Raw genomic sequence first — 20279 nt, forward strand, 5'->3', positions numbered from 1 at the left:
CGCCACACTCAGCAACGCCTGGCACACTCGTTGCCGACCGATCGATACGAGGAGGACACGGGCGGTGCCGACCAACGAACAGCGGCGGGCGACAGCGAAGCGCAAACTCGAGCGGCAATTGGAGCGCCGGGCGGCCAAGGAACGCCAGCGTCGCATCTTCACGATCGTCGGATCGGTCGTGGGCGTGCTCGTCATCGCCGGCGGGGTCGCGGCCGCCGTCATCCTCACCAGGGACGATTCGGATGGCGACAACACCGCTGCCACCGAGACGTCGACCACGTCGAGTGCAGAACCGACCGGCCCCGGCACGCTGCCCGCGTTCGCGGCGCCCGCAGGCCTCGGCGACGACTGCCAGTACCCGGCCTCTGCGGAAAAGGCCAGCAAGGATGTCAAGCCACCGCGGACGGGCAAGGTGCCTACCGACCCCGCTCAGGTCAGCGCCAGCATGGAGACCAACCAGGGCAATATCGGTCTGATGCTCGACAACGGCAAGTCCCCGTGCACCGTCAACAGCTTCGCCAGCCTGGCGAACCAGGGCTTCTTCAACGACACCACATGCCATCGGCTGACCACCTCTGACTCGCTGTCGGTGCTGCAGTGCGGCGATCCCACCGGGCAGGGCACCGGCGGTCCCGGCTATCAGTTCCCCAACGAGTATCCGACGAACCAGTACCAGCCCGACGATCCCAAGCTGGCGGAGCCGGTGCTGTACCCGCGCGGCACGCTCGCCATGGCCAATGCCGGCCCAGGCACCAACGGCAGCCAGTTCTTCCTGGTGTACAAGGACTCGCAGCTGCCGCCCGGTTACACGGTGTTCGGCACCATCGACGAGACGGGCCTCGCGACGCTGGACAAGATCGCCGCAGCGGGCACGGCCGACGGCGCTCCCGACGGTTCGCCGAAGTCCGAGGTCAAGATCACCAAGCTGCAGCTGGATCCGTGACCAACCCCCCACCGGCTCCGTACGGCGGATATCCGCCGCCCTACGGGGCGTACCCGCCGTCCCCATATGGCGGCTATCCGCCGGTGTACGCCGGCTATCCGCAGCCCCGACCGACGAACACGCTGGCCGTCGCATCGCTGGTGTGCGCATTCGTCTTCGCGCCGCTCGGAATCGCGTTCGGACACATCTCGCTTTCGCAGATCAAGAAGACCGGTGAAGAAGGCCGCGGACTGGCCGTGGCGGGCCTGATCATCAGCTACGTGTTCACCGCCTTCATGGTCCTCGTGTTGGTGTGGGCGGTGATCGTCATCATCGCGGTCGGCCGTAGCCTCGAGGACCTGGACGGGACGACGTCCGACTACACCGTGACCCCGACGCAGCCGATCGACGCGCAGCCACTGCCGGAGTTCAAGCCGCCCGCCACCCTCGGATCCAACTGCCAGTACCCCGCCACAGCAGAGCCGGCGAGCAAGCCGGCCAAGCCGCCGCGCACCGGACGGGTGCCGACCCAGCCGGCACTCGTCAGCGCCAGTATCACGACCAACCGCGGTGGTATCGGCCTGCAGTTGGACAACGCCAAGTCCCCCTGCACGGTCAACAACTTCGCCAGCCTCGCCCAGCAGGGTTACTTCGACAACACAACCTGCCACCGGCTGACCACGACCCCGACGCTCGGCGTACTGCAGTGCGGCGATCCCACGGGAACGGGCCGGGGAGGCCCCGGCTACCGATTCCCGAACGAGTACCCGACCAACCAGTTCCGGTTGACCGACCCGGCGATGGAGATTCCGAGGCTGTACCCGCGCGGCACACTCGCGATGGCCAACTCGGGGCTCGGCACCAACGGCAGCCAGTTCTACCTCATCTACCGCGACTCGATGCTGCCGCCGACCTACACCGTCTTCGGCACCATCGACAAGACCGGGCTGGCCACGCTGGACAAGATCGCCGCGGCGGGCACGGCAAACGGCAGCGACGACGGCAAGCCCAACCAGGACGTGACCATCGAGATCGTGCGACTCGACTGAGATGCGTCAGGAACTCGGGTGGGTCTCGATATAGAACTCGACGTCGTCGCCCTCAACCTTGGTGATCCGCATATCCGCGGTGTACTCCGTGGCCTCGGGCCCGGTGAACTTGCACTCGAACGTGCCGCCGACTTTGGCTTCGACACCTTCGGGACACTTCACGTCCTTGGGCTCGAAACCTGTTTGCTTCTTCACTAAATCAGCAACGGATTGCGCGGCGCCGTCGGGTTTGATGGTCGAGCCGCAGCCGGCGATCAGCACGGCGAGGGCGACCATCGTCGCCACCAATGCGGTGCGCATCGCCGAATTATGACAGAAATTGACGCTCGAACGAATCTTTGCCGAAAACCGTCACGCCGCGGACGTCACGCGGTACACGTCGTACACGCCCTCCACGTTGCGCACCACGTTGAGCAGATGACCGAGGTGCTTCGGATCGCCCATCTCGAAGGTGAATCGGCTGATTGCCACGCGATCGTCGGAGGTGGTCACCGACGCGGACAGGATGTTGACCTTCTCGTCGGCCAGCACCCGGGTCACATCCGACAGCAACCGGTGCCGGTCCAGCGCTTCCACCTGGATCGCGACCAGGAAGACCGACGACGGCGACGGCGCCCACTGCACGTCGATGATGCGCTCCGACTGGTCTTGCAGCGACGACGCGTTGGTGCAGTCGGTGCGGTGCACGCTGACTCCGCCACCGCGGGTGACGAACCCCATGATGATGTCGCCGGGCACGGGTGTGCAGCACTTGGCGAGCTTGGTCAGCACCCCGGGGGCGCCGGGCACGGCCACACCGACGTCGTCGGTGTGGCGCTGGCGCACCGGCATGGTGGCCGGCGTCGAGCGCTCGGCGATCTCGTCTGCGGCGTCCTCGTCACCACCGAGTTGCGCGACGAGCCGTTGCACGACGTGCCGCGCCGATACATGACCTTCACCCACCGCGGTGTACAGCGCCGACACATCCGCATATCGCAACTCACGTGCCAGGGCCGCCACCTGTTCCGCATTCATCAAGCGCTGCAACGGAATTCCGGCGCGGCGCACCTCACGGCCGATGGCGTCTTTGCCGGTTTCGAGCGCTTCTTCACGCCGCTCCTTGGCGAACCACTGGCGGATCTTCGCCTTCGCCCGCGGCGAGACCACGAACGTCTGCCAGTCGCGAGACGGGCCGGCGTTGGGCGCCTTGGATGTGAAAACCTCGACCTGGTCGCCGTTTTCGAGCTTGCGCTCCAGTGCGACCAAGCGGCCGTTGACGCGGGATCCGATGCAGCGGTGACCGACCTCGGTGTGCACGGCGTAGGCGAAGTCCACCGGAGTGGACCCAGTCGGCAGCGTGATCAGATCACCCTTGGGGGTGAACACGAAGATCTCCTGGACAGCCAGGTCGTAGCGCAACGACTCGAGGAACTCGCCGGGGTCGGCGGCCTCCCGCTGCCAGTCGAGCAGCTGACGCATCCAGGCCATGTCGTCGATCTCGGCGGCGGCGTAGGTCGCCGGAAGTCCGTTGCGGCCCTTGGCTTCCTTGTAGCGCCAGTGCGCCGCGATGCCGTACTCCGCGGTCTTGTGCATGTCGACGGTGCGGATCTGCACTTCCAGTGGCTTGCCCTCGGGTCCGACGACGGTGGTGTGCAGCGACTGATACACACCGAACCGTGGCTGGGCGATGTAGTCCTTGAACCGGCCGGCGATCGGCTGCCACAGCGAATGGACCACGCCCACAGCGGCATAGCAGTCACGCACATCGTCGCAGAGGATCCGCACACCGACCAGGTCGTGGATGTCGTCGAAGTCGCGGCCCTTGACGATCATCTTCTGGTAGATCGACCAATAGTGTTTCGGCCGGCCCTCCACCACCGCGTTGATCTTCGACGCCGTGAGTGTCGCGTTGATCTCGGCCCGCACCTTCGCCAGATAGATGTCGCGCGACGGCGCCCGGTCGGCGACCAGCCGCACGATCTCCTCGTACTTCTTCGGATGAAGGATCGCGAATGACAGATCCTCGAGCTCCCACTTGACGCTCGCCATACCGAGTCGATGTGCCAGCGGCGCAATCACTTCCAGCGTCTCGCGGGACTTGGCCGCCTGCTTCTCCGGCGGCAGGAAGCGCATCGTGCGCATGTTGTGCAGCCGGTCGGCGACCTTGATCACCAGTACCCGCGGATCACGGGCCATCGCGAGGATCATCTTGCGGATGGTCTCGCCCTCGGCCGCGGTGCCCAGTGCGACCTTGTCCAGTTTGGTCACGCCGTCGACGAGGTGGCCCACCTCGGTGCCGAACTCCTCGATGAGCTGCTCGAGGGTGTAGCCGGTGTCCTCGACGGTGTCGTGCAGCAGCGCCGCGATCAGCGTCGTGGTGTCCATTTCGAGCTCGGCCAGGATGTTCGCGACGGCCAGCGGATGGGTGATGTACGGGTCACCGGAGCGGCGCAACTGATCGGCGTGCCGTTCGTCGGCCACCTCGTACGCGCGTTGCAGCAGTGTCAGGTCGGCCTTGGGATAGGACTGCTTGTGGACCGCGACCAGCGGTTCCAGCACCGGGTTCAGGGTGCTGCGCTGTGCCGTCATCCGGCGCGCCAGCCGGGCCCGCACCCGGCGCGAGGCACTCGTTGCCGCCTTCGCGGAATCCGCCTTGGGAATCTCCAACGGCTGCGTCTCGGTCATCTGCGCGTTCGGGGGCGACTGCACGGCCTGGCCCGTGCCGGGAGCTTCTCCGTTCGAAGCCATGGTCACCTCCCGCCTGCTCGACATGCGCGTTCATCGCACGTTTCGAAACGCTCAGACTTCGAGGATACGTCTCAGATCATCAGCAGCGACGTCACAGGCAGCGGTTCGAGCACCTCGCGGCCGCTCAGCGCCGAAAGTTCGAGCACAACGGCGGCGGCCGGGACCATCGCACCGCAGCGCCGTAGCAGCTTTTCCGTCGCGGCCATGGTCCCGCCGGTGGCGAGAACGTCGTCGATGATCACGATCCTGCGCCCGTCGAGTTCGATGCCGTCGGCAGGCAACTCCAGCGTGGCCGAGCCGTACTCGAGCTGGTAAGTCTCGCTGTGCACCGGCGGCGGCAGCTTGCCGCCCTTGCGCACCGCCAGGACCCCGATCCCGAGCCGCAATGCGACCGCGGCGCCCAGCAAGAAGCCGCGCGCGTCGATACCCGCCACCAGGTCAGCGCCCTCCGCGGTCTCCGCAAGAGCGTCGGTGACCTTGGCCAGGCCGTGCGCGTCGGCCAGCAGTGGGGTCAGATCCTTGAACTGGATACCCGGCTCGGGAAAGTCGGGCACTTCTCGCATCAGCGACGCGACGAGCATCGAGATGTCCTGATCCGTCACCCGCCCAGCGCCCAACGATCCATGTTCCATCCCGCGCCCCATCGAGTCGGACTGCTACTTACCGCGTACATGTCTTTCGACGTGAGTACGGTCCGCTGCTGACGATAGAGCGGAATGGTCGGCATGTCAGTCCACAGGATCGATCCGCCTTCCCCGAGCAGCCGGGACAGCTCCTTGGGGTCCGACGTCACCGCTAGCGCCGCGATGATGCCGTCGACGCGCTCGTTGGAGTAGCGGGACAGATTGTTGCCGTTGGCCGAATGCAGATCGTAGGCGTCCATGGCGTTGGACCCCGAGGACCCGCTGCCCGCCGCGCCACCCGTGCTGGCGAGCAGGACGTCGATCTCGTTGTTGCGCAAAGTGAGCGGGCCCGTTTCGTTGGTCGCGACGTCCTGCACCGTGATGCCTGCGGGCGCGCACGCCTTGGCGATCGTGCCGACCGTTGCGGCGAGCCGGGCGTTGGGGCTCTGGTATCCGATGCGGACGGTCAAGGGCCTTCCGTTGATCGCGGCCCGCGCCGCCTCGGGATTGGCGACGGTGAACCGGCCGCCCTCGACGGCGCTTTCGGCAGCGCTGTACGCGTCCTCGGTGACAGGGTTCAACCGCGCGTTGGCAACGGGAACTTCGGCGTTGCGGGCGATGATGTCACGCGGAGTGCAGTGCGCGAGCGCACGCCGCTCCGGCGGCTGCGACATCGGGCCCCGAGAGGCGAAGATGAGCTGCTCGATGCCCGCGGACGGGGCGTCGGTCCGGACGTAGTCGTCGGGCAGGTTCAGCGTGCCCGACGAACCCTCCGCCACGTCGACGACATCGTAGGCGCCCTGGTTGATGCGGTCCTGGATGTCAGCGCCACGCGGCCACACGGTGATCCTGGACGTGACCGGCGCGGCGCCCCACCACTTGTCGTTGGCGACGAGCGCGACAGCGCCTTCGTCGGTCACCGAATCGAGCTTGTACGGCCCCGAGGACGGGAACTTCTTGATGTCGATATCCGGCGTCAGGTTCCAGGTGGTGTTCCACGCCTTGGCAATTCGGTCGATGGCCGGCGCGTCGTTGTTCGTGATCGCGGTGGTGACGCCGCCGTCGGGCAGCCCGAGCTCATCGGCGAGCACGTGCGACGGCATCATCGACGTGGCGGCGAACAGCTGGCCGTAGTCGACGAACGCGCGGTCCTGCGCGAAGGACACCCGCGCCTTCTTCTGACCCGGAGCGCAGTCGACGGACGCGATGTCGGTGTACCCGGCACGGCTGGCGGCGTCGAACCCGGGAAACCGTCCCGACTGTGACGCCCACGCCAGCACCATGTCGTCACACGTGATCGGCTTGCCGTCGGAGTACACCGCCGCGGCGTTGATCTCGTAGTCGAGGATCAACGGCCCGCGGCCGACGACCGAGATCTTGCCGAAGTCGTGATCGGCGACGATCTGGCCGTCAGGACCGTGATAGTTGAAACCCGTCAGAACCCGCGCGAAGGCCTGCGGACCACCGGAGGCGGCACCGGCCACCGTGTTGGTGTTGTAGGTCGTCAGCATGCCGTCCACCGCGAAGTCGATGCTGGCGGCCGGGCCACGCGAACACGCCGACAGGCCCGCCGCACCGACCGCCACGGCGGCCACCAGAGCAGCCACGCGCCGGCTCCATGCGATCATCTGGGCTACCGCCGCCGGGCGTCGCGCTTACCCGACGGTCGTCCGGACCGGCTGCCCGTCGGCCGAACCGGCCGCGCGCCGGGCGCCGGCTTGTCCGGTGGCGGAGTGGTGCTCGTCGCCTGCGAGGACACCGCCGCCTTCACCGGGTTAGCACCGTCGTCGACGACGTCCTCGCCGGAGTCCGAAAGTTTCGCGGCACTTCCCTTGCGGCGGTTCAGCACCCGGCGGGTGTGGTTGCGCACCAGCGTGGTGCGCTCCCGCAGCGTCACGAGCAGCGGCGTGGCGAAATAGATCGACGAATACGTACCGACGATCACACCGACCAGCTGGACGAGCGCCAGGTCCATCAGCGTGCCGACGCCCAGCAGCCAGACCGCGATCACCATCAGCGCCAGGATCGGCAGCACCGAGATCACGCTGGTGTTGATCGACCGCATGAAGGTCTGGTTGACCGCCAGGTTGGCGTGCTCCGCGAACGTCCGGCGGGTGGTGTGCTCGAATCCGTGGGTGTTCTCCTCGACCTTGTCGAACACGATCACGGTGTCATAGAGGGAGAAACCGAGAATGGTCAGCAATCCGATGACCGTCGCGGGCGTGACCTCGAAGCCGACGATGGAATAGACGCCGGCGGTGACGACCAGGTCGAACACCAGCGTTGCCAACGCGGCGACGGCCATGTAGCGCTCGTATCGCACGGTGATGTAGACGGCGGCCAGCGCGAGGAACACGACGAGGGCGATGAGCGCCTTCTCGGTGATCTGACCGCCCCAGGTCTCCGATACCGCGGAGTCGCTGATGGCGTTCTTGTCGGGCTGGCCGTCCGGGCCGCGGGGCTGGAATGCGTCGAACAACGCGGTTCGCAGCGCTTCGATCTCATCGTTGTCGAGGGTTTCCGAGCGAATCTGCACGGTGGCTGAATCGCCGCTGCCGACAATGACCACATTGTCGCTGTCTTTGCCCAGCGCCCGGCTGAACACGTCCTCGACCTGCTGGGTGGTGACGGTGCCGCTGGCGGTCTGCGCAGGCATGGACACCTTGGTGCCGCCCTCGAAGTCGATGCCGAAGGTGAAGCCGCGAATCAGCATGCTGGCGATGCACACAGCAACGATCAAGCCGCTGACCGTGAACCACAGCTTGCGCTTACCGACGACCTCGAACGCGCCGGTGCCGGTGTAGAGCCGGGTGAAGAACCCGTGCCGTGGCGTCTCGCTCTCGAGGTCGGGTGCCTCGACGGCTTCGGTCAACACGTCGTCCACGTCTTTGTTGTCTTTATGCCTGGCGGCCATGTCGCTACCCCCGTCCCGTCACGTGCGCGGCCGCGCGTCGTTCGCGGGCGATCTGCTGCACCGCGCCGAGGCCGTTCAGCTTGGGCTTCGCCATGGTCGGCGACTTCGACGCGATGTAGACGATCGGCCACGTCACCAGGAACACCACCACCACGTCGAGGATCGTCGTCAGGCCCAAGGTAAACGCGAAGCCCTTCACCTGGCCGACCGCCAGGACATACAGGACGGCGGCGGCCAGGAACGTGACCGCGTTGCCGGACAGAATCGTCTTACGCGCTCTGTTCCAACCACGGGGCACCGCCGAGCGGAACGATCGACCGTCGCGAATCTCATCCTTGATGCGTTCGAAGAACACGACGAAGGAGTCTGCCGTCATACCGATACCGATGATCAGACCCGCAATACCGGCGAGGTCAAGCGTGTATCCGATGTATCTGCCCAGGAGCACGAGGATCGCGTAAACCATGGCGCCCGACGCGACCAGCGACAGCGCGATCAGCACGCCCAGAATTCGGTAGTAGAGCAGCGAATAAAGCAGCACCAGGGCGAGGCCGACCGCCCCCGCGATCAAGCCGGCGCGCAGCGACGTCAAACCCAAGGTCGCCGAAACGGTTTCGGCCTCCGACGACTCGAATGACAGCGGCAGCGAACCGTACTTCAGCACGTTGGCGAGCTCGCGCGCCGTCTGCTCGGTGAACTGACCGCTGATCTGCGTACGACCGCCGGGAATCGGCTCGCGAATCTCGGGGGCACTGACCACCTGGGAGTCCAGCACGAACGCGGTCTGAGTGCCGACGTTCGCGGCGGTGAAGTCCGCCCAGATCTTGGTGGCATCGCCCTTGAACTGGACGTCGACCAGGTAGATGCCCTGCTGCTGGTCGAAGCCCGAACTCGCGTTCTCGATCTGTTCACCGCTGATGATCGACTTGTCGAGCAGGTAGACCTCGTTGCCGTCCTGCGAGCACGTGACCAGCGGCAGGTTCGGATCGTCGTTACCGGCCAGCACATCGTCCTCGCCGCAGCGGGTGGCCTGGAACTGCAGCGCCAGGATCTGGATCTGCTGATCGCTGCTCTGGCGAAGTTCCTTCTCGTCGGCGATGCGCTGCGAAAGCGGGACATCACCAGATGGTGGCGCGGGCGCCTGCGTGCCGGGAGCCGGTGCCGGCTCCTGCCCCGGCGGTGGCGTCGGCTGCGGCGGCGCCGGCGGCTCGGGGGCTGGCTGGGACGGCGGCTCCACGGGGTACGGACGGGGTTGTGGGGCGGGCGACTGGGCGGGCGGTACCGGCTGCTCGGCCGCTCCGGGGGGAAGCACCTGGGCGCCGGGCGCTCCTGGCGCTGCTGGAGCGCCGGGTAGTCCGGGGATGGCTCCTGGTGCGCCGGGTGCACCCGGCGGGGCTCCCTGTGGTTCCTCGGTGGGCGGCTGCTGTGGCTGTGCCGCGGCGGAAGGCATCGCGTGAACCACCGGCCTGATGTACAGCCGTGCCGTCTGGCCGAGGTTGCGGGCCTCGCTGCTCTCGTTACCCGGAACGGTGATGACGAGGTTGTCGCCGTCGATGATGACTTCGGACCCCGACACACCCAGACCGTTGACGCGATCGTTGATGATCGTCTGTGCCTGGTTGAGGGCGTCACGGGTGGGACGAGAGCCGTCCGGCGTGCGAGCGGTGAGCGTTACCCGGGTGCCGCCCTGCAGATCGATGCCGAGCTTCGGCTCGGCCTCCTTGTCCCCCGTCAGGAACACCAGCAGGTATGCGCCGACCAGCAGTACCAGATAGAGCGCAAGGTAGCGGGCAGGGTGCACCGGCGTCGAAGGCGATGCCACGTTTCTAGGGTCTCCTCGAGATCAGTTCGTCAGCACCGCAAAGGGTACGTGCTCAGGCTGAGTGGTCAGCCCTCAGTCCTTGGTGTTCGGGCTTTCGGTGATTTCGGTCGCCGTCGATGCCTCGTCGTCGACGTCCTCGAAATCGTCGTCTCCGTCGGTGTCCGGTCCGATCTTGTCGCGCACGGCGAGCTTCATCCATGTGGTGACCACGCCGGGCGCGACCTCCAGGTCGATGGTGTCGTCGCCGATGCCGGTGATCGTGCCTTCCAAGCCCGACGTGGTGTGAATGCGATCCCCGATCTGCAGCGATTCGTGCAGATCGATGGTGGCCTGCATCGCCTTCTTCTGTCGGCGCGACGCGAAGAACATGAACGCGCCCATGATGATGATGAGCGGCAGGAAGATGACCAGATCCATGGCAACAACTGTCTTTCGTATCGGTCTCGGTGTCACAGCGCAGACCGGCAGGTCAGGCGCTTCGTCAGTGACCAGTGTGCCATTGCGGCCGCAGATGACCGAGGCCCCCGTCGCCCCGGCGCAGTGTTAGCGTCCTGTAGTGCTCGGGCACCTCGGCATCAATGTTCCTGATCTGGGCGCGTCCAAGACCTACTACGACGCGGTCATGCCGCTGCTGGGATTCGACGAGTTCCTCACGGCATCCGACGAGTTCGCCTATCGTCCCGCGGGCGGCAAGCCGGGCACATACCTGTTCTTCTATCCGTCGGCCGAGACCTCGCGATACTCGCGGCACCGGACCGGCCTTCAGCATCTGGCGTTCATCGTGCGTTCCCGATCCCTGGTGCGCGAGATTCACGAGCTCCTCACCGCGACGTTGATCCCACGATTCGGCGGCGAGGTTCTGCACCGGCCGCAGGTATTTCCGCAGTATCCCCAGCCCTATTTCGCGACGTTCTGGCTCGACCCCTGGGGGCTGATGCTCGAAGCGGTGTGCCATCACGACCGGGATTGAGCGATGGCGACGAAATCCGTTGCCTCAATCTGTGATGACCGACGATTCCGCTAGAACCTCCCAGAGTTTTCAATCGGATCGGTGCGCTCCCGACTAGGCTCGAACCGCGGCGCGTCGTGCGCCGAACCTACGTCAGGAGGCGGATTTGAGCACCGTCGAGCAGAGCCGATTTCTCGCCACCGAGATACCCGGCCCGCTTTCACAAGCGCTGATCGACAGGAAGACCGCCGCGGTATCCCGGGCGGTGGGCAACACCATGCCCGTGTACGCGTCGCGGGCATTCGGCGGCATCGTCGAGGATGTCGACGGCAATCGACTCATCGATCTGGGGTCGGGCATCGCGGTGACCACCGTCGGAAACTCGTCGCCGGCCGTCGTTGCGGCGGTACAGGATCAGGCCGCGAGATTCACCCACACATGTTTCATGATCACGCCGTACGAGGGCTACGTCGCGGTCGCCGAGCAGCTCAACCGGCTCACGCCCGGCAGCGGCGACAAGCGGTCGGCACTGTTCAACTCGGGCTCCGAAGCAGTGGAGAACGCGATCAAGGTCGCGCGAACCTACACCCGGAAATCGGCGGTGGTGTCGTTCGACCACGCGTATCACGGGCGGACCAACCTGACCATGGCGTTGACCGCGAAGTCCATGCCCTACAAGCACGGTTTCGGCCCGTTCGCACCGGAGATCTACCGAGCACCGCTGTCGTACCCGTTCCGCGATGCAGAATTCGGCAAGGAGATGGCCACCGACGGTGAGCTTGCGGCCAAGCGTGCCATCACCGTGATGGACAAGCAGGTCGGTGCCGACAACCTGGCGGCGGTCATCATCGAACCCATCCAGGGTGAGGGCGGCTTCATCGTGCCCGCCGATGGCTTCCTGCCCGCGCTGCTGGACTGGTGCCGCAAGAACAACGTCGTGTTCATCGCCGACGAGGTACAGACCGGGTTCGCCCGCACCGGGGCGATGTTCGCGTGCGAACACGAAGGCATCGAACCCGATTTGATCGTCACCGCGAAGGGCATCGCCGACGGCATGCCGCTGTCCGCGGTGACCGGGCGCGCCGAGATCATGGACGCGCCACATGTCAGCGGGCTCGGCGGCACCTACGGCGGCAATCCGGTCGCGTGCGCGGCGGCGCTGGCGACCATCGAGACGATCCAGGCCGACGGGCTCGTCGAGCGGGCGCAGCAGATCGAAGCGCTGATGAAGGATCGACTCGGGCGGCTGCAGGCCGAGGATGACCGGATCGGCGACGTCCGCGGGCGCGGCGCCATGATCGCGATGGAGCTGGTGAAGTCCGGCAGCACCGAGCCCGACGCCGACCTGACCAAAGCGCTGTGCGGCGGCTGCCACGCCGCGGGCGTGATCGTGTTGTCCTGCGGCACATTTGGCAACGTGCTGCGGTTTTTGCCACCGTTGACCATCAGCGACGACCTTCTCGTCGAAGGTCTCGATGTTCTTGCTCTTGTCCTCAAAGACCTTTAACCCAAAGAGGAGTTCACAGATGACGAAGGTTCAGAATTTCATCGGCGGCGAACTCGTCGACTCCGTCAGCGGAGCCACGATGCCGCTCGTCGATCCGAGCACCGGCGAGGAGTACGCCACCGCACCCATTTCCAATGAGGCCGACATCGACAACGCGTATGCCGCGGCGTCGAAGGCATTCAAGGACTGGAAGCGCACGACACCGTCCAACCGCCAGAAGGCGCTGCTCGATTTCGCCGAAGACGTCGAGCGCAACGCCCAGGCACTCGTCGAGGCCGAGGGCCGCAACACCGGGAAGCCGAACCATGTCACCACGGCCGAAGAGATTCCGCCGATGGTCGACCAGATTCGCTTCTTCGCCGGTGCGGCAAGGATGTTGGAGGGCAAGTCCGCCGGCGAGTACATGGAGAACCACACGTCGTGGATTCGTCGCGAGCCGGTCGGTGTGATCGGCCAGGTATCACCGTGGAACTACCCCATGATGATGGCTGTCTGGAAGTTCTGTCCGGCCATCGCCGCGGGCAACACAGTCGTCATCAAACCCAGCGACACCACACCCGTCACCACCGTCATGCTCGCCGAGATCGCGGCCAAGCACTTCCCGCCGGGTGTGCTGAACGTCGTGTGCGGCGACCGGAATACCGGCGCTGCGGTGGTCGCGCATCCAACGCCGGAGATGGTGTCGATCACGGGCTCGGTGGCCGCGGGCCGCGCGGTCGCCGTGAGTGCGGGTGGGCACTTGAAGCGCACGCACCTGGAGCTGGGCGGCAAGGCGCCGGTGATCGTGTTCGATGACAGCGACATCGCCGGCGCCGCAGAGGGAATCGCGACGGCCGGATACTTCAACGCGGGCCAGGACTGCACGGCGGCAACCCGCGTGCTCGCGACGTCCAAGGTGGCGTCGGACCTGACCGATGCGCTCGCCGAGCAGGCGCGCGGCGCCACGACGACGTTCGGCAAGGCCTCCGACGACGAGGACGCGTGGGTGCCGCCGGTCAACAACGTCAACCAGATGGAGCGCGTGCTGTCGTTCTTCACCGATGTGCCGTCGCACGCGAATGTGGCCGCGGGTGGAGAACGCCAGGGCAACAAGGGATTCTACGTGGCGCCGACGGTCATCGGCGGCCTTCGCCAGGACGACCGGCTGGTGCAGCAGGAGATCTTCGGCCCGGTGATCACGGTGCAGTCGTTCTCCGACGAGGACGAGGCGATCGCGTGGGCCAACGGAACCGAATACGGCCTGGCGTCATCGGTGTGGACGAAGGACGTGTCGCGAGCGCTGCGGGTATCCGCGGCACTGGACTTCGGCTGCGTATGGATCAACACGCATATCCCGCTGGTCGCCGAGATGCCGCACGGCGGGTACAAGTCGTCGGGCCACGGCAAGGACCTGTCGATGTACGGCTTCGAGGACTACACGCGCATCAAGCACGTGATGGCCTTCACCGGCTAGGCGGTCTTTGCGACTTGTGGAGTCTTAGCCGCGCTGACCGCGGGCGAGACTCCACAAATCGGTGATGGACCGAAGGACTCGGTCGCGGTCGATCAGCAGCGGTGAGGAATGGCCCGAGCCGGCGGCCGCGACCACCTTGGCGTCGGCCATGGTCTCCGCGATGGCCTGCGCGTCCTCGGGTCGCCATCCGGTGATGTCCTCACGGCCGGCAATGATCAGTGTCGGTGCGGCGATCCGGGCCATGTCGGCGGTCATGTCGGGCCGGTTGAGCATCATCGACCTCATGGCGTGGAACATCGCGCCTTTCTGCGCGCCGGTGAATCCGCGCATCACGGTTTTCGCGAGATCGGGTGCGAGTTGGAACGATTCGGCCCCGACGAGCGCATCCGAAAGCGGTTTTAGCAGCAGCGGATTGGGACCAATGAACCGGTAGAGCTGCACCAAAGGCCATACCTTGGTCCAGCGCTCCCCCGTGCGCAGCGGGTGCGCCGGCGTGCCGATGGTGGTGAGCGTCCGGATCCTGCCGGGCTGGTGCGCGGCCAGCTGGATTCCAATATGACCTCCCCAGGCGTTGCCCACCCAGTCGACGGGCTGATCGAGGCCGAGCGCATCCAGGACCTGCGCGGCGGCCGACACGCACTCACCGAAGGTGAAGTCGCGGCTGACGGGGTCGCTGCGGCCGTGCGACGGTCCGTCGATGACGTACACCGAGTGGTTGCGCGCGAGGTCGGCTTCGAGGCCGCACCATGATCGTGAGTCGAGAAACAGGCTGTGCCACAACACGACCGGCGACCCGCTACCCAGGCGCTCGATGTGTAGCCGGCCCAGGTCGGTGGCAATGAGTTCGGTGGCCATGACATCTCCATTTACTTCGGAAACCGAAACTTCGGTATCCGTAGTATCCTTATGATCCATGGCTGCGTCAAGTGATCCGCCGCCCGACCGCCTGGCGATCGGGCAGCTGCTGGTCAGGTTGTTGCGAGAGTTTCGCGATGACCTCGCCGCGCCACGCGCGGACGCCGGATACGGCGACGTGCGCGAGACCCATTTTCAGATCTTCGGCAACATCCGGATGGGCGGGATTCGCCTCACTGAGCTCGCCGACCGTGCGCAGTTGAGTCTCGCGGCCACGTCGGAAATCGTGAACGACCTTGTGGACCTGGGCTATCTGACCCGCCGACCCGACCCGGCCGACGGCCGCGCGAAGCTCATCGACCTGACGAAGCGGGGGCAATCACTGATGGCCGACGCGGGTGGTCGCGTCGCCGACATCGAGAAACGATGGTCAAAGGTCGTCGGCGAGAGGAACTTCGCGCAGATGACCAGGACAATGCAGCGACTGCTCGATGAGCTCGATCCAAAGGACTCGCGCAGCTAGCGGGCCCCGGCCACCAGTTCGACCACGAAATTGCGAATGTCGTCGAGTGCGACCAGCGTGGTGAGCAGATCGTCGGCAGGTCTGCTAATCCGCCGTTGGAGGTAGATATAACGGGATCGAGGCGCAGATCACTCGCGAAAAAAGGGCCCACACTTTGGTGTGAGCCCCTTTTCACGTCGGATTAGTGGACGGCGGTGCGCTTGCCGAATGCACCACGCCAGCCGCGGTGTCGGCCGGTGTCGGTGCCCGTCGGTTGGATCTCGGTGACCTCATCGGAGTCCGAGAACGCCGGCTGCGGCTGCACGGTCTCAGCAACCGGCGTGTCGACGTACTCGACGTCTCGCACACTGCGAACTGAGATGCGACCCACGGCCGCCGCGGCCACAAACACGATCAGCGCGCCGAGGCCGTAGAAGTACGCCAGCTCCAGCGCCACGGACTTGGCCTCCGTCGCCGCCACCGGGGCGCCCGCGTCACCGATGCCCAGCAGTCCAGCCGACGCGCGACCGACGACGAACCACGCGCCTGCGATTGCGCCGAGCCACGCGCCGAGCATCGCCGTCGCACGGTTACGGGAAACCAGCAGCAGCAGGCCGCCGACGACGGCGACTGCGCCGGGCAGCACCTGCAGCCATCCGCGCGCATCCGTCCACGCCCACGCCGTATCCGGGCTGAACGCGAAGTCGAAGTACGGTCCGACGAACGGGATGAGCGCACCGAAAGCGCCTAGAAGAATCAGTAGCAGTCCGCTCATTGCACCGCGGCTGCGCTGCATCTTCAGGCGTCCGCCACGGGTCCGAACTCGCGTCTCAGTCATGGGCGATGGATACCCGAACGGCGAGCGCCGTAATCCGCTGCACCGGGTCAAAAACGGCACCTCGCCGAGGCTGTGATGAAAGCCACCGGGGCGACGCAACCGTCTCACCTGCGATCACCCGCCGCTCACAGGCAACTACCAGCAAGCTGACGGAATAGCCTTAGCTTTGCTAACGATATTTCTATTAGTGGGCTCGACGAAGCGCCCGACCGAATCACTTGTGTTATCGAAGGGTTCCTCGATGTCCACTGATACTCGTGAAGAGCGCCTCGCCCGACGCATCGCAGACCTCACCGCCGCCGACCCCCAGTTCGCCGCGGCCAAACCCGATCCGGCCGTCAGCCAGGCAATCGAGAATCCCGAGCTGTCGCTGGATGCCGTCGTGCGTACCGTGCTGACGGCCTATGCCGACCGTCCCGCCCTCGGGGAGCGCGCCGTCGACTACGTCGAAGACCGTCGGGGTCGCACCTCGGCCAAGCTTCTGCCCCACTACAACACCATCACGTATCACGAACTGGACGACCGCATCAGCTCGTTGACCAGGGCTCTCACGGATGTGCATCCCGGTGACCGCGTGGCGATCCTAGGATTCGGCAGCATCGACTACACGGTCATCGATGTCGCAACCATTCCGCTGGGCGCCATCGCGGTGCCACTTCAGACAAGCGCCCCGTTAACGGCGCTGCGACCCATCGTCATCGAAACCGAGCCTGCCGTCATCGCGTCGAGCATCGACTACGTCGACGACGCAGCCGAACTCGTCCTAACGGGCTATGCGCCGTCGAGCCTTGTTGTCTTCGACTATGACCCAGAGATCACCGACCACCGCGATGCGTACGATGCCTTGCGCGCACGGCTCGCCGACGCCGAGAGCACGGTCGTGGTGGAGACCTTGCAGGATGCGTTGGAGCGCGGAAAGACGTTGCCCGCCAAGCCTGCCGCCCATCGTGAGGCCGACGATATGGCACTTCTGATCTACACATCCGGCAGCACCGGTGCGCCGAAGGGCGCCATCTACACCCGGAATATGACCGGGAAGTTGTGGCGTCCGGCGAGCTGGGGCTGGGCCGACAGCGTCGAACCGTCGATCGTGCTGAGCTTCATGCCGATGAGCCATGTGATGGGTCGATCGGGCCTCTTCGGTGCGCTATCCCACGGAGGCACCGCGTATTTCGCGGCCAAGAGCGACCTGTCGACCTTCCTCGACGACCTCGCCCTGGTGCGACCCACGCAGCTGTCATTTGTCCCCCGCGTCTGGGACATGTTGTCCGCGGAGGTGCACAGCCGGCTCGACCGTCATGCATTTGAAGGCACCGACACCAAGTCGGACGCCGAGTTCCTCGCGGATGTGCGCGCGGCTGTGATCGGCAACCGCTACCTGACCGCGGTCACCGGATCGGCGCCAACGTCTTCGGACCTCAAGGCGTGGGTCGAGTCGTTCCTGGACCTGGATCTGCTCGACGGCTACGGCTCGACCGAGGCCGGCGGAGTCCTGCTCAACGGGCAGATCAAGAGGCCCCCTGTCATCGAATACAAGCTCGCTGATGTCCCCGATCTTGGCTATTTCAGCACCGATCGTCCTCATCCCCGAGGCGAACTGCTGCTCAAGACCGTCAACATGTTTCCCGGGTACTACAAGCGTCCCGAAGTCACCGCCGAGGTGTTCGACGAGGAGGGCTTCTACCGGACCGGCGACGTCGTGGCCGAGCTCGGGCCGGATCGACTGCAGTACGTCGATCGGCGCAACTTCGTGCTCAAGCTGTCCCAAGGCGAGTTCGTCACCGCCTCCAAGCTGGAAGCGGTCTTCGAAACCAGCCCGCTGGTGCGGCAGATCTACATCTACGGCAATAGCGCCCGCTCCTACTTGTTGGCCGTGATCGTGCCGACGCCCGAGGCGCTGTCCCAGCACGACACGTCCGAATTGCGCGCACTGATCAGCGAGTCGCTGGCTGATGTCGCCAAGGGGGCGGATCTCCAGTCGTTCGAAGTGCCGCGCGACTTCATCTTGGAGACAACGGCGTTCACGCTCGAAAACGGTCTGCTGACCGGCATCCGCAAACTGGCACGACCCAAGCTGAAGGAGATTTACGGCCCGCAGCTGGAGGAACTGTACGAGGATCTGGCTCAGGGTCAGGCGGCCGAGCTGCGCGAGCTGCGGCAGGACGGCGCGACTTGCCCGGTGATCGAGACCGTCACTCGGGCGGCCGCTGCGCTGTTGGGCAGCGCGGCTGCGGACTTGTCACCCGATGCACACTTCACCGATCTGGGCGGGGATTCGTTGTCGGCGTTGACGTTTGCCAACCTGCTACGCGAGATCTTCTTTGTCGAGGTTCCGGTGGGCGTGATCGTGAGCCCCGCCACCGACCTTGCGGCGCTGGCCGAGTACATCGAAACAGAACGATCCGGTAGCACCCGCCCGACGTTCGCGTCCGTCCACGGTCGCGGAGCCACCGAGATCCACGCGCGCGATCTGATGCTGGGCAAGTTCCTCGATGCCCACACCCTGGCGAACGCACCGGCACTTCCCTACCCCAGCCAGGAGGTACGCACTGTGCTGCTGACGGGCGCGACCGGTTTCCTCGGCCGCTACCTCGCCCTGGACTGGCTGGAACGGATGAGCCTCGTCGGCGGCAGGGTGATCACCCTGGTTCGCGCCAAGGACGACGCCACGGCGCGGCAGCGCCTGGACGAAACCTTCGACAGCGGCGATCCCGCCTTGCTCGATCACTACCGGCGCTTGGCTGCAGGGCATTTGGAGGTGCTCGCGGGAGACAAAGGCGAACCCGGGCTCGGGCTCGACGAAACGACCTGGCAGCGGCTGGCCGACAGCGTCGACCTGATCGTGGATCCGGCCGCACTGGTCAACCACGTCCTGCCCTACGACCAGTTGTTCGGTCCCAACGTCGTCGGCACCGCGGAGCTGGTCCGGCTGGCGCTGACCACGAAGTTGAAGCCGTTCGTCTACCTGTCGACCGTCGGTGTCGGCGATCAGATCGAACCGTCGGCATTCGTCGAGGACGCCGACGTACGCCAGATCAGCGCGACACGCGTGGTCAACGACAGCTACGCCAACGGCTACGGAAACAGCAAGTGGGCGGGTGAGGTGCTACTTCGCGAAGCACATGATCTGAGCGGTCTGCCGGTCGAGGTGTTCCGGTGCGACATGATCCTCGCGGAGCCGGAGTACGCCGGCCAGCTCAACGTGCCCGATATGTTCACCCGACTGATGCTCAGCCTGGTGGCCACCGGGATCGCACCGGGTTCGTTCTATGAGCTGGACGCCGCGGGCCATCGCCAGCGGGCCCACTACGACGGTCTACCAGTCGATTTCATCGCCGACGCGATCTCCACGCTAGGGGCACACCACAGCTACGGGTTCGAGACCTTCCACGTGATGAACCCGCACGACGACGGCGTCGGTCTCGACGAGTTCGTGGACTGGCTGGTCGATGCCGGCTATCCGATCGACCGCGTCGCGGACTACGGAGAATGGCTGCAGCGGTTCGAGATGAGCATGCGGGGTCTACCAGACCGCCAGCGTCAGGCCTCGCTGTTGCCGTTGCTCCACAGCTATGCGCAGCCCGCCAAGCCGCTTCTCGGTTCGGTCGCGACGACCGACCGATTCCGCGCCGCGGTGCAGGACGCGAAAATCGGCCCGGATAAGGACATTCCACACATCACGGCCGAGATCATCGTCAAGTACATCACCGACCTGCAGCTGTTGGGTCTGCTATAGCGTCAGCCCGACGCCCAGGAGCACGATCGCGATCAACGGCAGGATGCCTTGCGTCACAGCGGCGCGCGCCTTATCGGGAGAGGACAGCAGCAGCACCAGCGCCGCCGCAAGCATGGAACCGGTGCCGGCGAAGATCAGCGCGAGGCCGATGTAGTTGTGACCGAGTCCGCCGATGACGATGCCGGTCACGGTGATAATCGCCAGAAACAGGTTGTAGAAGCCCTGGTTGAACGCCATCTCCTTGGTGGCCAGCGCCTCCTCCTCGGTGATGCCGAAGGTCGCTCTGGTGCGCTTGGAAGTCCACGTCAGTGACTCCATCACCCAGATGTAGACGTGCAGCAAGGCGGCCAGACCGGCGAAGAAGAGTCCCGCGAAACCCATG

At 65.6% G+C, this 20279-nt stretch carries 17 protein-coding genes; 7 read left to right on the forward strand and 10 right to left on the reverse strand.

The window, feature by feature from the left end; genetic code table 11:
• Positions 1 to 64: 64 nt before the first annotated feature.
• Complete coding sequence (locus BST47_RS02250) at positions 65 to 943, forward strand: peptidylprolyl isomerase (protein ID WP_083123554.1); 879 nt, start codon at positions 65 to 67, stop codon at positions 941 to 943.
• Positions 940 to 1971: a peptidylprolyl isomerase gene (locus BST47_RS02255; protein WP_083123555.1), complete on the forward strand. Its 1032-nt coding sequence runs from the start codon at positions 940 to 942 to the stop codon at positions 1969 to 1971. Before BST47_RS02250 ends, BST47_RS02255 begins: the two co-directional genes overlap by 4 nt.
• Before the next feature lie 6 nt (positions 1972 to 1977).
• Here the strand turns inward: BST47_RS02255 and BST47_RS02260 are convergent, their stop codons facing one another.
• From BST47_RS02260 to yajC, 7 genes are all read right to left on the reverse strand, one after another.
• Positions 1978 to 2271, reverse strand: a complete 294-nt coding sequence (locus BST47_RS02260) for a DUF4333 domain-containing protein (protein WP_083123556.1) — start codon at positions 2269 to 2271, stop codon at positions 1978 to 1980.
• A gap of 51 nt (positions 2272 to 2322) precedes the next feature.
• The gene (locus BST47_RS02265) at positions 2323 to 4698 is read right to left on the reverse strand and encodes a RelA/SpoT family protein (protein ID WP_083123747.1); all 2376 of its coding nucleotides are present in this window, start codon (positions 4696 to 4698) and stop codon (positions 2323 to 2325) included.
• Positions 4699 to 4769: 71 nt separating this feature from the next.
• Positions 4770 to 5330 (reverse strand): adenine phosphoribosyltransferase, encoded by a 561-nt coding sequence (locus BST47_RS02270; protein ID WP_234809546.1) that lies wholly within the window; start codon positions 5328 to 5330, stop codon positions 4770 to 4772.
• A complete protein-coding gene (locus BST47_RS02275; RefSeq protein ID WP_083123558.1) occupies positions 5297 to 6949 on the reverse strand; it encodes an ABC transporter substrate-binding protein in 1653 nt (550 codons plus the stop codon). Before BST47_RS02275 ends, BST47_RS02270 begins: the two co-directional genes overlap by 34 nt.
• 5 nt (positions 6950 to 6954) lie before the next feature.
• Positions 6955 to 8235 (reverse strand): protein translocase subunit SecF, encoded by a 1281-nt coding sequence (gene secF / locus BST47_RS02280; RefSeq protein ID WP_083123559.1) that lies wholly within the window; start codon positions 8233 to 8235, stop codon positions 6955 to 6957.
• 4 nt (positions 8236 to 8239) lie between these two features.
• The gene (secD, locus tag BST47_RS02285) at positions 8240 to 10057 is read right to left on the reverse strand and encodes a protein translocase subunit SecD (RefSeq protein ID WP_083123560.1); all 1818 of its coding nucleotides are present in this window, start codon (positions 10055 to 10057) and stop codon (positions 8240 to 8242) included.
• Between the two features lie 72 nt (positions 10058 to 10129).
• A complete protein-coding gene (gene yajC / locus BST47_RS02290; RefSeq protein ID WP_083123561.1) occupies positions 10130 to 10474 on the reverse strand; it encodes a preprotein translocase subunit YajC in 345 nt (114 codons plus the stop codon).
• Between the two features lie 139 nt (positions 10475 to 10613).
• On the opposite strand from yajC, the gene BST47_RS02295 reads away from it, so the two are divergent.
• From BST47_RS02295 to BST47_RS02305, 3 genes are all read left to right on the forward strand, one after another.
• Positions 10614 to 11027, forward strand: coding sequence for a VOC family protein (locus tag BST47_RS02295; protein WP_083123562.1), 414 nt, complete (start codon positions 10614 to 10616; stop codon positions 11025 to 11027).
• A gap of 145 nt (positions 11028 to 11172) precedes the next feature.
• Positions 11173 to 12513, forward strand: coding sequence for a 4-aminobutyrate--2-oxoglutarate transaminase (gene gabT / locus BST47_RS02300; protein WP_083123563.1), 1341 nt, complete (start codon positions 11173 to 11175; stop codon positions 12511 to 12513).
• A 19-nt stretch (positions 12514 to 12532) separates the two neighbouring features.
• Positions 12533 to 13966, forward strand: coding sequence for a gamma-aminobutyraldehyde dehydrogenase (locus tag BST47_RS02305; protein ID WP_083123564.1), 1434 nt, complete (start codon positions 12533 to 12535; stop codon positions 13964 to 13966).
• A 24-nt stretch (positions 13967 to 13990) separates the two neighbouring features.
• Here BST47_RS02305 and BST47_RS02310 read toward each other — a convergent pair whose 3' ends face one another.
• A complete protein-coding gene (locus tag BST47_RS02310; protein WP_083123565.1) occupies positions 13991 to 14821 on the reverse strand; it encodes an alpha/beta fold hydrolase in 831 nt (276 codons plus the stop codon).
• A gap of 58 nt (positions 14822 to 14879) precedes the next feature.
• On the opposite strand from BST47_RS02310, the gene BST47_RS02315 reads away from it, so the two are divergent.
• Positions 14880 to 15344, forward strand: coding sequence for a MarR family winged helix-turn-helix transcriptional regulator (locus tag BST47_RS02315; RefSeq protein WP_083123566.1), 465 nt, complete (start codon positions 14880 to 14882; stop codon positions 15342 to 15344).
• A gap of 181 nt (positions 15345 to 15525) precedes the next feature.
• Here BST47_RS02315 and BST47_RS02320 read toward each other — a convergent pair whose 3' ends face one another.
• On the reverse strand, positions 15526 to 16161 hold the full coding sequence (locus BST47_RS02320) for a hypothetical protein (RefSeq protein WP_083123567.1): 636 nt from the start codon (positions 16159 to 16161) through the stop codon (positions 15526 to 15528).
• Positions 16162 to 16402: 241 nt separating this feature from the next.
• Here BST47_RS02320 and car point away from each other — a divergent pair, with 241 nt between their 5' ends.
• Complete coding sequence (gene car / locus BST47_RS02325; RefSeq protein WP_083123568.1) at positions 16403 to 19897, forward strand: carboxylic acid reductase; 3495 nt, start codon at positions 16403 to 16405, stop codon at positions 19895 to 19897.
• Here the strand turns inward: car and BST47_RS02330 are convergent.
• Complete coding sequence (locus BST47_RS02330; protein WP_083123569.1) at positions 19892 to 20278, reverse strand: DUF1304 domain-containing protein; 387 nt, start codon at positions 20276 to 20278, stop codon at positions 19892 to 19894. The two genes, car and BST47_RS02330, sit on opposite strands and share 6 nt — an antisense overlap.
• Position 20279 lies beyond the last annotated feature (1 nt).

Source organism: Mycolicibacterium tusciae, assembly GCF_002086795.1.
Classification (GTDB): Bacteria; Actinomycetota; Actinomycetes; order Mycobacteriales; family Mycobacteriaceae; genus Mycobacterium; species Mycobacterium tusciae.

Excerpts from the sequence above, each read along its gene's own strand:
- BST47_RS02260 (WP_083123556.1), bottom strand. The coding sequence starts at position 2,271 with ATGCGCACCGCATTGGTGGCGACGATGGTCGCCCTCGCCGTGCTGATC.
- BST47_RS02265 (WP_083123747.1), bottom strand. The coding sequence starts at position 4,698 with ATGGCTTCGAACGGAGAAGCTCCCGGCACGGGCCAGGCCGTGCAGTCG.
- BST47_RS02270 (WP_234809546.1), bottom strand. The coding sequence starts at position 5,330 with ATGGAACATGGATCGTTGGGCGCTGGGCGGGTGACGGATCAGGACATC.
- BST47_RS02275 (WP_083123558.1), bottom strand. The coding sequence starts at position 6,949 with ATGATCGCATGGAGCCGGCGCGTGGCTGCTCTGGTGGCCGCCGTGGCG.
- secF (WP_083123559.1), bottom strand. The coding sequence starts at position 8,235 with ATGGCCGCCAGGCATAAAGACAACAAAGACGTGGACGACGTGTTGACC.
- yajC (WP_083123561.1), bottom strand. The coding sequence starts at position 10,474 with ATGGATCTGGTCATCTTCCTGCCGCTCATCATCATCATGGGCGCGTTC.
- BST47_RS02305 (WP_083123564.1), top strand. The coding sequence starts at position 12,533 with ATGACGAAGGTTCAGAATTTCATCGGCGGCGAACTCGTCGACTCCGTC.
- BST47_RS02310 (WP_083123565.1), bottom strand. The coding sequence starts at position 14,821 with ATGGCCACCGAACTCATTGCCACCGACCTGGGCCGGCTACACATCGAG.
- BST47_RS02315 (WP_083123566.1), top strand. The coding sequence starts at position 14,880 with ATGGCTGCGTCAAGTGATCCGCCGCCCGACCGCCTGGCGATCGGGCAG.
- BST47_RS02320 (WP_083123567.1), bottom strand. The coding sequence starts at position 16,161 with ATGACTGAGACGCGAGTTCGGACCCGTGGCGGACGCCTGAAGATGCAG.
- car (WP_083123568.1), top strand. The coding sequence starts at position 16,403 with ATGTCCACTGATACTCGTGAAGAGCGCCTCGCCCGACGCATCGCAGAC.
- BST47_RS02330 (WP_083123569.1), bottom strand. The coding sequence starts at position 20,278 with ATGGGTTTCGCGGGACTCTTCTTCGCCGGTCTGGCCGCCTTGCTGCAC.